Genomic DNA, 13,197 nt, shown 5'->3' on the forward strand with positions numbered 1-13,197 from the left:
GATTTAATAAAGACGTATTTCACTTACTGAGTTTCCTGCAGTAATCATAGGGAATACATATTCTTCACGTTTAACCTGTATATTTAATAAATAGCTTTCTTCTGATGTTAATAATCGTTCTAATGCGCCTTCTAATTCTGCTGTTTCACTTACATTTTCAGCTTTAACTTCAAATGCTTCCGAAACTTTCGCAAAATCTGGATTCGTCATTTCTACGAAAGAGTAGCGTTTGTCGAAAAACATACTTTGCCATTGACGTACCATTCCTAAGAAATGATTGTTTAAAACAATTATTTTTACTGGAATTTTATATTGAGCAATTGTTGCCATTTCTTGAATTGTCATTTGAAAACATCCGTCTCCAATTACTGCAATAACTTCTCTTTTGGGTCGACCTAATTTAGCACCCATTGCAGCAGGTAAAGCAAATCCCATCGTTCCTAAACCACCAGAAGTGTAATAACTATTTGGATGATTATAGTTGTAGTATCTCGCCGCCATCATTTGGTGTTGACCAACATCTGCAACAATTAATGCTTCACCTTTTGTTTTTTCTGAAAGTTGATGCATAACTTGTGGCATCGTTAAGCTATTTTCTTTTGGTAAAATCGCTTCGTTACGCACATGAAAATTTTCTTCTTCATCTAATTTTTTGAATTCTTCTAACCATTCTGGATTAGATTTTGTTTGAAGTAGTGGCAATAATTTTTGCAAAACTTTTTTAGCATCTCCTAATAAAGCAATCTCTGCATCAATAACTTTATTGACTTCAGAAGGGTCAATTTCGATGTGAATAATCTTTGCTTGTTTTGCATATGTATTTATGTTTCCAGTTACACGATCGTCAAAACGCATTCCTACAGCTAAGATTACATCCGCTTCGTTTGTCAATTTGTTCGGAGCATAATTTCCATGCATTCCAACCATACCTGCAAAAAGAGAATGATTAGAGAGGAAATTACTCAAACCATGTAAAGTACAAGCTGTAGGAATATTTTGTTTTTCCGCTAACTCTAAAACTTCACCTTCTGCTTTTGCAATTCCAACTCCATTTCCTACTAATAGCAAAGGCTGTTTTGCATTGTTCAATAAGTCGGCAGCTCTTTGTAGTTCAATTTTGAGAGAATTATTTTCTGGCATATAAACAGTTTTTTCTAACTCTTTAAAACATGGATAATGAAAATCTTGTGTTCTAGTTTTTATTTGAGCATCTTTTGTAATCTCAATGACAACAGGACCTGGTTTTCCTGTTTTTGCAACATAAAAAGCTTTGGCGATGATTTCTGGAATCTCATTTTCATCAACAATTTGATAATTCCACTTTGTAACAGATTTTGTCACACTCATCACATTTGACTCTTGGAAAGCATCTGTACCTAAAAGTGTAGATGGAACTTGGCCTACAATACAAACCATGGGAACACTGTCCATAAAAGCATCTGCTAAACCTGTTACCAAATTTGTTGCGCCAGGACCAGAAGTTGCAAATACAACACTTGTTTTTCTTGTTGCTCTTGCATAACCTTCGGCTGCATGAGTAGCACCTTGTTCGTGACGAACTAAGATATGATTGATTGTATCTGAATAATCATACAAGGCATCATAAATAGGCATAATTGCACCGCCTGGATAACCAAAAATGTATTCAACTTTCTCATTTATTAAACTTTCTAATACAGCATAAGCTCCTGTATTTTTTTTGTAGTTATTGGTCAGTAAGGCATCCTTCTGAAGCGTTTCCGACTTGCTTTGCGTATTTGTATAAGACTCCATTTTTTACTTTTAATGCGGGTTGTTTCCAATTATTTTTTCGATTTTCTAATGTTTTTTCATCAACCAAAAGATTTAATTGATTTTTGTTGATATCAATTTCGATGAGGTCATTATTTTCGACTAATGCGATTGGACCTCCTTCAAAAGCTTCTGGTGTAATGTGACCGACGACAAATCCATGCGTTCCACCACTAAATCGACCATCTGTAATCAAAGCAACTTTGTTTCCTAGTCCAGCTCCGATAATAGCAGAGGTTGGTTTCAACATTTCTGGCATTCCAGGTCCTCCTTTTGGACCTTCGTTTCGGATAACGATGACGCTTCCAGCTTTAATTTGTAAATCTTCTATCGCTTTTAAAACTTCAACTTCGCTATTAAAAACTTGTGCTTTTCCTTTGAAATAGAATCCTTCTTTCCCAGATATTTTTGATACTGATCCTTTAGGAGCAAGGTTTCCGTAAAGCATTTGTAAATGTCCCGTTTCTTTTATAGGGTTTGATAATGGACGAATAATATTTTGTTTAGAAAAATCTAAATCAGGAACTGCTACTAAATTTTCTGCTAATGTTTTTCCTGTAACAGTTAAACAATTTCCGTCGATTAAACCTTCTTTTAACATGTATTTTAATACAGCAGGAACTCCACCAACTTTACTCAAATGTTCCATTAAGTATTTTCCACTGGGTTTTAAGTCTGCTATAACAGGAGTTTTATCGTTTGTTACTTGAATATCGTCTAATGATAATTTGATATTCATTGTCGCAGCAATTGCTAATAAGTGTAAAACAGCGTTTGTGCTTCCGCCTAAAACAACGATTGTTTTAATCGCATTTTCTAAAGATATTTTCGTAATGATATCACTTGGTTTAATATCTTTCTCTAATAAAATTCTTAGATAATGAGCAGCATTTGCACATTCTTTTTTCTTTTCTTGACTAAGAGCAGGGTAAGAAGATGAATAAGGAAGACTCATTCCCATTGCCTCGATTGCTGCTGCCATTGTGTTAGCTGTATACATTCCGCCGCAAGCTCCTGGACCTGGACAAGCATTTTGGATGATACCACAAAAGTCTTTGTCATTAAGATTTCCATTTAATTTTTTTCCTAATGCTTCGAATGCAGAAACAATGTTTAATTCTTCTTCCTTGTAGTGTCCCGGAGCAATTGTGCCGCCGTAAATCATAATTGATGGACGATTCAAACGTCCCATTGCCATAATTGATCCAGGCATGTTTTTATCACAACCAGGAATTGTGATAACACCATCATAAAAGTGAGCTGCACAAACAGCTTCGATAGAATCTGCTATGATTTCTCTACTCACCAAAGAATATCGCATTCCAGAAGTTCCATTAGTAATTCCATCGCTAATTCCGATTGTGTTGAATTTTAATCCAGTTAGGTTTTCGGCTTTCATTCCGTCTTGAACCAATTGCGCAAACTGATTCAGGTGCATATTGCAAGTATTTCCATCGTACCCCATACTTGCAATTCCAATTAGTGGTTTTTCTAGGTCTTCGTTAGTTAGGCCAATTCCATGTAACATTGCTTGTGACGCGGGTAAAGTGTCATCTTGCGTTACGGTTCGGCTGTGTTTGTTTAATGTTTTGTTGTTGTTCATCACTGTTTATTTGATATTTTGTTTGTATTAAAACATAAAAAAAGCCACCTTGAATAAAGGTGGCTCATATAAATTCGTTCAAAAAATTCGTCATAAAACCACCTTTCCTAATCGTAAGACTAAGATTAAAATAATGATGATAATAATGACGAAATTGTTTTGCATAATATTGTTTAATTAATTTTTCTCCATAAAAAAAGCCACTTCATTAAGAAGTGGCTTTAATTGTTATTTTTTACGTACACAACTAATTACCACTCTTTGGAGAAAGAATGACTAAAATAATTAAGTTAATAATGTTGTGAACTAATTTCATTTTCTATTTTTGATAAATCAAAGCTAGAATTATTTTTTTAAACGAGTCTGTATTTTTTCTAAAAAATTTTCTAAAAAATACTATTTATTTGAAATTCATATTTATGTGTTTCATTTTTTGAAGATTGTTTAAAAATATGCTTATTTAATTTTATATTTGCAAAACTTTGGAACAGAAAACTATCCACAACGTTTTTAGCTTATACGATTCTTCAGATTTCGTACAGAAGCTTATTGTCAATTTTAAAAATAATCCACAACATAAAGTCAATATCAAAGGTTTTTTAGGTTCAGGATTGAGCATTTTAACTGGTCATTTATATGATCGTGTTGCGTGTCCAACGATTCTAATTTTTGATGACAAAGAAGAAGCTGCTTATGTACTGAATGATTTAGAGACTTTGTTTGATAAAGAACAAATTCTATTCTTTCCATCTTCTTACAAACGACCTTACGAAATTGAGGAAGTAAATAACGCGAATGTTGTCGTTAGAACTGAGGTGTTAAATGCATTGTCGCATTCCAAACGCCCAAAAATCGTGGTGACGTATGCAGAAGCCTTGTCAGAAAAAGTAGTGACAAAAAAAGCATTGACAACGAATACTTTAAAAGTAAAAGTTGGAAATGATTTAGGAATTGATTTCTTGACAGAGGTTTTATCTTCTTATAACTTTCATCGCGTTGATTTTGTTTCTGAGCCAGGCGAATTCTCGATTCGAGGAGGGATTATTGATGTATTTTCGTTTTCTAATGAGCATCCTTATCGTATATCATTGTTTGGTGACGAGGTTGAAACAATCAGAACATTTGATATAGAGAATCAATTGTCAATTGCTACAACAAAAGAAATTACAATTATTCCGAATCTTGAAAGTAAATCAATTAATGAAAAACGTGAGAGTTTCTTAGAATATATTTCGAAAGATAGTTTAGTTATAGCGAAAAATATTTCTGTTTTAGCCAAACAAATTACTAAAAATTTTGAACAAGCTGAAACTGCTTTTGCTGAATTAAAAGGAGAAATTAAACAAGCTGAACCGAATCAATTATTTTTGAATGAGAATGGTTTTCTTCAACAAATTTCATCTTTTGGTGTGATTGAATGTTCAATGAAATCTTATTTTGAGACGGTTGAAGAAATTGAATCACCATTCAAACCTCAACCAAGTTTTAATAAACAATTCGAGTTATTAATTGATGATTTGAACGAGCATAAAATAGAAGGTTTTAAAAATGCATTGATTTGTTCAAATGAAAATCAAATAAAACGTTTTGAAGAAATTTTTGATGATATCGGAAAAGAAGTTTCGTATATCCCAGTTTTGGGTTCTATTTATCAAGGTTTCATTGATGAAGAAATCAAATTAGCTTGTTACACAGATCATCAGATTTTTGGACGTTATCATAAATTCAATCTTCGAAATTCATTTTCCAAAAAAGAAGCGATTACTTTGAAGGAAATCAATTCGTTGCAAGTTGGTGATTTTGTGACGCATATTGATTATGGAATTGGAAAATTTGCAGGTCTTGTAATTTTGAATAATAATAATATAAGGCAAGAATCCATTAAATTGATTTATCAAAATAATGATATTCTGTACGTTAATATTCATTCGTTACATAAAATTGCAAAGTTTAGAGGAAAAGACGGTCAAGAACCAAAAATATCAAAACTTGGTTCACCAGCTTGGAAAAATTTAAAGAATAAGACCAAGGCGAAAGTAAAAGAAATTGCTTTCGATTTGATTAAATTATATGCGAAACGTCGAGCTAGAAAAGGCTTTGCGTATTCGCCTGATACATATTTGCAAAATGAGTTGGAAGCGTCTTTTATTTATGAAGATACTCCAGATCAGTACAAAGCGACGCAAGATGTAAAAGCGGATATGGAATCTGAACGCCCAATGGATCGTTTGGTTTGTGGAGATGTTGGTTTCGGGAAAACGGAGGTTGCGATTCGTGCGGCGATGAAAGCAGCTGTCGATGGAAAACAAGTTGCTGTTTTGGTTCCCACTACGATTTTGGCTTTTCAACATTTCAAAACATTCTCTGAGCGTTTACGAGATTTGCCTGTGAAAGTTGCTTATCTCAATCGTTTTGTAACTGGTGTGAAGAAAAAAGCAGTTCTAGATGGCTTAAAGTCAGGTCAAGTTGATATTGTGATTGGGACGCATCAATTGGTTAATCCAAAAATTGAATACAAAGACTTGGGATTATTAATTGTGGATGAAGAGCACAAATTTGGTGTTGGTGTAAAAGACAAATTGAAAACGCTTCGTGAAAATATTGATACATTAACGTTAACTGCAACGCCAATTCCGCGTACACTTCAGTTTTCGTTGATGGCTGCTCGAGATTTATCGGTAATCAAAACTCCTCCGCCCAATAGACAACCTGTCGATACGCAATTGGTTGGTTTCAATGAAGAGATTTTCCGAGATGCTATTATGTACGAAATGCAACGTGGTGGACAAGTTTATATCATTCACAATCGTGTTCAATCGTTGAAAGATATTGCTGGAATGGTTCAACGATTAGTTCCTGACGCAAAAGTGGCGATTGGTCATGGACAAATGGATGGAAAAGAATTGGAAGCCGTTTTACTCGATTTTATTGATGGACGATACGATGTTTTTGTTTCGACAACGATTATTGAATCTGGTTTAGATGTACCGAATGCGAATACAATTTTAATCAATGATGCACAGAATTTTGGTTTGGCAGATTTACATCAAATGCGTGGACGTGTTGGTCGTAGTAACCGCAAGGCATTTTGTTATTTAGTTGCGCCACCACTTTCAGTTTTAACGGATGAAGCACGTAAACGTTTGCAAGCAATTGAGCAGTTTTCTGATTTGGGCTCTGGATTTAATATTGCGATGAAAGATTTGGAAATTCGTGGAGCTGGAAACCTTTTGGGAGCAGAACAAACAGGGTTTATGATGGATATTGGTTTCGAAACGTATCAAAAAATCTTGAATGAAGCGATAGAAGAATTGAAAGAAACAGATTTCAAAGATTTGTTTGAAGATCAAAAGTCGGGTGAAGTAAAATCGTATGTTTCAGATGTGCAAATTGATTCTGATTTACAAATTATGTTCCCAGATGAATACATTGAAAGTTCAGAAGAACGATTATTGTTGTACAAAGAATTGGCTGACATAGAAAATGAAACAGATTTACTAGTATTTAAGAATAATTTGATTGATCGTTTTGGGAAATTACCAGCCGAAGCTGAAAATTTATTAGAATCAATTCAATTGAAATGGGTTAGTAAAAAATTAGGCTTTGAACGTTTAGTCATGAAGAATGGCGTTCTTTTGGCTTATTTTATTAATAAACCGCAAAGCGAATTTTATCAGTCAGATGAATTTAGATTAATTTTAAATTACATTCAAAATAACCCTAAAAACATCAGTTTTAAGGAAAAATCACCCAAAAAAGGAGAAGATTATCCTACTTTACTATTACGATTTGAACATATTAAAACTGTGCATGAAGCATTAGAAAATCTACTAAATTTATTAATTCATTAACTTTTTTAATTAATAATTAGTAATCTAATAAAATACATAAGGAGAATTGACTATGTTGTTAGTTCTCTTTTTTTATAAATAAACAAATTGTTCTTAATGTGATAAATTTAAATTTATTTTATTATATTGAGTCTTGCAACTCGCTGAATTAGAATTTAAATAAATAATCTAATATTTTATTATTAATTTTATCGATAAAAATTTAGTTGGAAAAATAGTAATGTGATTATGGAAACAGCATCTAGTTATATTCCTATTCTGATTCTTTTTATTGTCGCTTTTGCATTTGTTGTAGGTACAATTGTGGCAACCCATTTATTAGGGCCATCACGTAAAACGGATGAAAAGTTAGAGAATTTTGAATCGGGAATTGAAAAAGTAGGAAACGCAAGACAGCCATTTGCAATTAAGTATTTCTTAGTTGCGATTTTATTCGTGTTATTCGACGTAGAGGTGATCTTCTTTTACCCATATGCAGCGAATTTCAAAGAATTAGGTTGGGAAGGTTTTGCAGCAGTTACAACATTTGTTGGATTATTCTTTGTAATGTACCTATATGTACGCAAAAAAGGTGCTCTTAATTGGGAAAAATAGAGCGATTAAATATCTTAAAATAAAAGTATAATGATTCATAATAAAAGACCAGTAACGCACAATACCAATGTGAAGATCGTAGAGTCTCCAGGTGGTTTTGAAGGCGAAGGTTTTATGGCGATGCAATTATCAAAAGTAGTTGGATTAGCACGTAAAAACTCTATTTGGCCTTTGCCGTTTGCGACAAGTTGTTGCGGAATAGAATTTATGGCGACAATGGGTTCGACGTACGATTTAGCACGTTTTGGATCTGAACGTTTGGCTTTTACGCCTCGTCAGTGCGATTTGTTGATGGTAATGGGTACAATATCTAAAAAAATGGCACCAGTTCTGAAGCAAGTTTATATCCAAATGGCAGAACCTCGTTGGGTGATTGCTGTTGGTGCTTGTGCAAGTTCAGGAGGTATTTTTGATACATATTCCGTTTTACAAGGAATTGATGAAGTGATTCCGGTTGACGTTTATGTACCAGGTTGTCCGCCTCGTCCAGAAGCAATTATCGATGGTGTAATGCGTATTCAAGAATTGGTAGAGTCAGAAAGTGTTCGTCGTAGAAGTAGCGAAGAATATCAACAACTTTTAGCAAGTTATGGAATTAAATAAGTTGAAATAATGGACAATTCATTTATAAAAGACCGTTTGGTTCAGAAGTTTCAAGAAAATATATACGGATACGAAGAGCATTTCGGAGTATTGACACTATTCGCGAACAAAGATTTTAATCTAAAGATTTTACAATATTTATATGATGATGAGCAATTGTCTTTTAAATTTTTGAAAGATTTAACAGCTATTCATTATCCAAATAATGTTGGAGAAGAATTGGTTGTAACGTATTTAGTTTATAATCTATACGAAGGAGTTGAAGTTCGATTAAAATTTGCTTTACCAATCGAGAAACCTTCGATTTTTACAGCAACTAAATTATTCGAAACGGCTAATTGGTTAGAACGTGAAGCGTATGATTTCTATGGAGTTGATTTTGTAGGACATCCAAATTTAATTCGTGTCATGAATGTTCCAGAAATGGATTATCATCCATTACGAAAAGAGTTCCCATTAGAGGATCAAACGCGTAAAGACAAAGACGACGATATGTTTGGTCGTGGTGGTGATTTTAATTATGGAGGTTTTAATGTAAAAGCAAATTAACCATGGGAAAAGAGAAAACTAAAAAATTAAAGCATCTTGATCTTCCAGATGGTTCGTTAGAAAAAAGCACAATTACCTTAAACCTAGGGCCTACGCATCCTGCAACACATGGGGTATTTCAAAATATTTTAGAGATTGATGGTGAAATAATCAAATCTGCGGTTCCTACAGTTGGGTATATTCACCGTGCCTTCGAGAAAATTGCTGAACGCAAACCTTTGTACCAAATTACACCTTTAACAGACCGTCTAAACTATTGTTCGGCGCCGTTAAATAACTTAGGTTGGCACATGACAGTTGAGAAATTCGTTGGAATTGAAGTTCCAAAACGTGTTTCTTATTTGCGTGTTATCATTATGGAATTGGCTCGTTTAGCAGATCATATCGTATGTAATTCGATTATGGGTGTTGATACAGGAGCATTTACAGGATTCCTTTATATGATGAAATATCGTGAGTTGATTTATGAGATTTACGAAGAAATTTGTGGTTCTCGTTTAACAACAAATATTGGTCGTATCGGTGGTTTCGAACGTGATTTTTCTGAGGTCGCTTGGACAAAAATCCATCGTTTCGTGAGAGAGTTTCCAGATGTCTTAACAGAGTTTGAAAACTTATTTTTACGTAACCGAATTTTTATGGATCGTACACAAGGAGTTGGAGGAATTTCGGCTGAGCGTGCATTAAATTATGGTTTCACAGGACCAAATTTACGTGCAGCAGGTGTAGATTATGATGTTCGTGTAGCGAAACCATATTCTCGTTACGAAGAATTCGAATTCGATATTCCAGTTGGTACAACGGGAGATTGCTACGATAGATTCTTAGTTCGTGGTCAAGAAATGTGGCAAAGTTTAAGCATCATTAAACAAGCAATTGCAAAGATTGATGCATTAGAAGGAGAAGAAGCTACACAATATCATGCTGATGCTCCAGACTTCTATTTACCACTAAAGAAAGATGTTTACACAAAAATGGAAGCGTTAATCTATCACTTCAAAATTATTATGGGAGAGGTAGATATGCCAAAAGGAGAAATTTATAATTCAATCGAAGCTGCAAATGGTGAGTTGGGTTATTATTTCGTTTCTGATGGTGGACGTTCGCCATACCGTTTACATTTCCGTAGACCTTGTTTCATTTATTATCAAGCTTATCCAGAATTGATCGAAGGATCAATGATTTCAGATGCCATTATTACAATGAGTAGTTTGAATTTGATCGCTGGTGAATTAGATGCTTAATAAAAATTATTAAAAATGGCAATTCAATTTTCAGAAGAGACACAACAAAAAGTAGATAAAATCATTGCACGTTATCCAGAGGATAAAAAACAAAGTGCATTGATTCCTTTGCTTCATGTGGCACAAGCTGAGTTCGGTGGTTGGTTAGACACACCTCATTTAGATTATGTTGCAGAAGTATTGAATATTTTACCAGTAGAAGTTTACGAAGTAGCTTCATTTTATTCGATGTTTAACTTAAATCCTGTAGGGAAATTTGTGTTAGAAGTTTGTCAAACAGGACCTTGTATGTTAAGAGGTTCAGACAAAATTATCGAGCACATCAAAACAAAATTAAATATCGAAGCTGGAGGAACTTCGGCAGATGGTTTATTTACATTAAAACCTGCCGAATGTTTAGGAGCATGTGGTTATGCGCCAATGTTACAGTTAGGAAAAACGTATCGTGAAAATTTAACGATCGAGAAAGTAGACGAATTAATCGAGGAATTGAAAAAATTAGCATAATGGGACAAAAATTACTGTTAAAAAATATTGATGTTCCAGGTATTCGTCATTACCAAGCTTACCGCGAAAACGGAGGTTATGCAAATGCTGAGAAAGCATTTAAAATGACAACTGATGAAATCTTAGAAGAAGTAAAAACTTCTGGTTTAAGGGGTCGTGGTGGAGCAGGTTTCCCAACTGGAATGAAATGGAGCTTTTTGGCAAAGCCAGAAGATGTTCCAAGACACTTAGTGGTAAATGCAGACGAATCTGAACCAGGAACGTTCAAAGACCGTTTCTTGATGGAATATATTCCTCATTTATTAATTGAAGGAGTTCTTATTTCATCATTCTGTTTAGGTTCTAATACATCATTTATTTATATCCGTGGAGAATATGCGTGGGTTGCAGAAATCTTAGAAGAAGCAATCGACGAAGCTAAAGCTGCAGGTTGGTTAGGTAAAAACATTCAAGGAACTGGTTTCGATTGCGAAATTTATGTTCAACGTGGAGGTGGAGCTTATATCTGTGGTGAGGAAACGGCATTGTTAGAATCGTTAGAAGGTAAACGTGGAAATCCACGTCTAAAACCACCTTTCCCAGCTGTCAAAGGTTTATGGGGAAGACCAACGGTTGTAAATAATGTGGAAACAATTGCTGCAATTGTTCCAATTATTGAGATTGGAGGAGAAGCATATTCTAAAATTGGAGTTGGACGTTCTACAGGAACAAAATTAATTTCAGCTTGTGGTAATATTAATAAACCAGGCGTTTATGAAATTGATATGACCATTACGGTTGAAGAATTTATTTATTCAGATGAATATTGTGGAGGAATTCCAAACGGAAAACGCCTTAAAGCATGTATTCCTGGAGGAAGTTCTGTGCCAATTGTTCCAGCAAATTTATTGTTAAAAACTGCCGAAGGTAAACCTCGTTATATGAATTACGAAAGTTTATCAGAAGGAGGTTTCCAAACAGGAACAATGATGGGTTCTGGAGGATTTATCGTGTTAGATGAAGATCAAGACGTTGTTTATCATACTTATACATTAGCTCGTTTCTATCGTCACGAATCGTGTGGACAATGTTCACCTTGTCGCGAAGGAACAGGTTGGATGGAGAAAATCTTGAAACGAATCGATGAAGGAAAAGGAAAAATGTCTGATATCGAATTGTTATGGGATGTGCAACGTAAAATCGAAGGAAATACAATTTGTCCATTAGGAGATGCAGCGGCTTGGCCAGTTGCAGCGGCAATTCGTCACTTCCGTGATGAGTTCGAATGGCATATTAATAATCCAGAAGAATGTTTGACGCGTAATTTTGGTTTAGCACATTATGCTGATCCAATCGAAATTAAAGAAACCGCAAATTAATACGAAGATGGCAGAAGAAACACCATTATTTAAAGTTACCATCGATAACGAAACGATTGAAGTACCTGCGGGAACAACGATCCTTCAAGCCGCTCGTATGATTGGTAAAGAAGTAGCGCCTCCAGCGATGTGTTACTACGGTAAATTAGAAAATACAGGAGGAAACTGTAGAACGTGTTTGGTAGAAGTATCAAAAGGTAGTGAAGCAGATCCTCGTCCAATGCCAAAATTGGTTCCGTCTTGTCGTACAACAGTTATGGACGGAATGGTTGTAGGCAATAAAACGTCTGAACGTACAGTTGAGGCTCGTAAAGGGATTGTTGAATTATTATTAATCAATCACCCTTTAGATTGTCCAGTGTGTGATCAGGCAGGAGAATGTAAATTACAAGATTTAAGTTACGAACACGGAGCAGAAGCAACGCGTTACGAATTTGATCGTCGTACATTCCCAAAAGAAGATTTAGGTCCAAATATTCAGTTGAACATGAACCGATGCATTTTGTGTTATCGTTGTGTAAAAACTGCGGATCAAATCACAGGTTGTCGTGAGCATGGGGTAATGAATCGTGGAGATCACGCTGAAATTTCAACGCATATCAACAAAAGTTTAGATAACGAATTCATCGGAAATATTATTGATGTTTGCCCAGTAGGTGCATTAACGGATAAAACATTCCGTTTCAAAAACCGTGTTTGGTTCTTGAAACCAGTTGATGCGCATCGCGATTGCCCGACTTGTTCTGGTAAAGCACAAGTGTGGTTCCGTGGAAATGAAGTTTTCCGTGTAACAGCTCGCAAAGATGAATTTAACGAAGTAAAAGATTGGATTTGTAACACTTGTCGTTTTGATAAAAAAGATATCAACGATTGGACGTTAGAAAAACCATCAGAAATTTCTAAAGACTCTGTTGTTCGTCAAGGTCATTACTTTGAGAACAAAGTGGAGCCAAAAGAAACACTTCCGAAAGTTATCAAACGCGATCCAAAAATTTTATTAGATATTCACTCGGTTTCAGAAGTAAATGAACCAAATCGTGATTTATCTAAAATTGATGGACCGGCAACAAGTAAAGATTTTAAAGATTAATCATTCG

10 protein-coding genes are annotated in these 13,197 nt (G+C 34.7%); 8 read left to right on the forward strand and 2 right to left on the reverse strand.

All coding sequences use genetic code 11. From position 1 onward, the window contains the following. Positions 1-3 precede the first annotated feature (3 nt). On the reverse strand, positions 4-1,773 hold the full coding sequence (ilvB, locus tag E4J94_RS09770; protein WP_135835630.1) for a biosynthetic-type acetolactate synthase large subunit: 1,770 nt from the start codon (positions 1,771-1,773) through the stop codon (positions 4-6). Beyond that, complete coding sequence (ilvD, locus tag E4J94_RS09775; protein ID WP_135835631.1) at positions 1,706-3,394, reverse strand: dihydroxy-acid dehydratase; 1,689 nt, start codon at positions 3,392-3,394, stop codon at positions 1,706-1,708. The genes ilvB and ilvD overlap by 68 nt, the downstream gene beginning before the upstream one ends. Before the next feature lie 482 nt (positions 3,395-3,876). Between ilvD and mfd the strand changes: the two genes are divergently transcribed. The 8 genes from mfd to E4J94_RS09815 all read left to right on the forward strand — a co-directional run bounded on the left by mfd (position 3,877) and on the right by E4J94_RS09815 (position 13,190). Beyond that, positions 3,877-7,245, forward strand: coding sequence for a transcription-repair coupling factor (gene mfd, locus E4J94_RS09780; RefSeq protein WP_135835632.1), 3,369 nt, complete (start codon positions 3,877-3,879; stop codon positions 7,243-7,245). Positions 7,246-7,473: 228 nt separating this feature from the next. Then, positions 7,474-7,839, forward strand: a complete 366-nt coding sequence (locus tag E4J94_RS09785; protein WP_135835633.1) for an NADH-quinone oxidoreductase subunit A — start codon at positions 7,474-7,476, stop codon at positions 7,837-7,839. Between the two features lie 30 nt (positions 7,840-7,869). After that, positions 7,870-8,442 (forward strand): NADH-quinone oxidoreductase subunit B, encoded by a 573-nt coding sequence (locus E4J94_RS09790; protein ID WP_038333376.1) that lies wholly within the window; start codon positions 7,870-7,872, stop codon positions 8,440-8,442. Between the two features lie 9 nt (positions 8,443-8,451). Continuing rightward, entirely contained in the window at positions 8,452-8,991 is a 540-nt protein-coding gene (locus tag E4J94_RS09795; RefSeq protein WP_135835634.1) for an NADH-quinone oxidoreductase subunit C, read from the forward strand. A gap of 2 nt (positions 8,992-8,993) precedes the next feature. Then, complete coding sequence (locus tag E4J94_RS09800; RefSeq protein WP_135835635.1) at positions 8,994-10,235, forward strand: NADH-quinone oxidoreductase subunit D; 1,242 nt, start codon at positions 8,994-8,996, stop codon at positions 10,233-10,235. Positions 10,236-10,250: 15 nt separating this feature from the next. Beyond that, positions 10,251-10,742, forward strand: a complete 492-nt coding sequence (locus tag E4J94_RS09805; protein ID WP_038333366.1) for an NADH-quinone oxidoreductase subunit NuoE family protein — start codon at positions 10,251-10,253, stop codon at positions 10,740-10,742. Then, entirely contained in the window at positions 10,742-12,100 is a 1,359-nt protein-coding gene (gene nuoF / locus E4J94_RS09810; protein ID WP_135835636.1) for an NADH-quinone oxidoreductase subunit NuoF, read from the forward strand. The genes E4J94_RS09805 and nuoF overlap by 1 nt, the downstream gene beginning before the upstream one ends. A 7-nt stretch (positions 12,101-12,107) precedes the next feature. Continuing rightward, a complete protein-coding gene (locus E4J94_RS09815) occupies positions 12,108-13,190 on the forward strand; it encodes a 2Fe-2S iron-sulfur cluster-binding protein (RefSeq protein ID WP_038333449.1) in 1,083 nt (360 codons plus the stop codon). Positions 13,191-13,197: the final 7 nt, after the last annotated feature.

Origin of the sequence: Empedobacter tilapiae (assembly GCF_004785645.1) — a bacterium.
Lineage (GTDB): Bacteria > Bacteroidota > Bacteroidia > Flavobacteriales > Weeksellaceae > Empedobacter > Empedobacter tilapiae.

What these genes read in the sequence shown, in the direction of transcription:
- E4J94_RS09800 (WP_135835635.1), top strand. Translation starts at nt 8,994, where the DNA reads ATGGGAAAAGAGAAAACTAAAAAATTAAAGCATCTTGATCTTCCAGAT.
- nuoF (WP_135835636.1), top strand. Translation starts at nt 10,742, where the DNA reads ATGGGACAAAAATTACTGTTAAAAAATATTGATGTTCCAGGTATTCGT.
- E4J94_RS09795 (WP_135835634.1), top strand. Translation starts at nt 8,452, where the DNA reads ATGGACAATTCATTTATAAAAGACCGTTTGGTTCAGAAGTTTCAAGAA.
- E4J94_RS09785 (WP_135835633.1), top strand. Translation starts at nt 7,474, where the DNA reads ATGGAAACAGCATCTAGTTATATTCCTATTCTGATTCTTTTTATTGTC.
- E4J94_RS09815 (WP_038333449.1), top strand. Translation starts at nt 12,108, where the DNA reads ATGGCAGAAGAAACACCATTATTTAAAGTTACCATCGATAACGAAACG.
- ilvB (WP_135835630.1), bottom strand. Translation starts at nt 1,773, where the DNA reads ATGGAGTCTTATACAAATACGCAAAGCAAGTCGGAAACGCTTCAGAAG.
- E4J94_RS09805 (WP_038333366.1), top strand. Translation starts at nt 10,251, where the DNA reads ATGGCAATTCAATTTTCAGAAGAGACACAACAAAAAGTAGATAAAATC.
- ilvD (WP_135835631.1), bottom strand. Translation starts at nt 3,394, where the DNA reads ATGAACAACAACAAAACATTAAACAAACACAGCCGAACCGTAACGCAA.
- E4J94_RS09790 (WP_038333376.1), top strand. Translation starts at nt 7,870, where the DNA reads ATGATTCATAATAAAAGACCAGTAACGCACAATACCAATGTGAAGATC.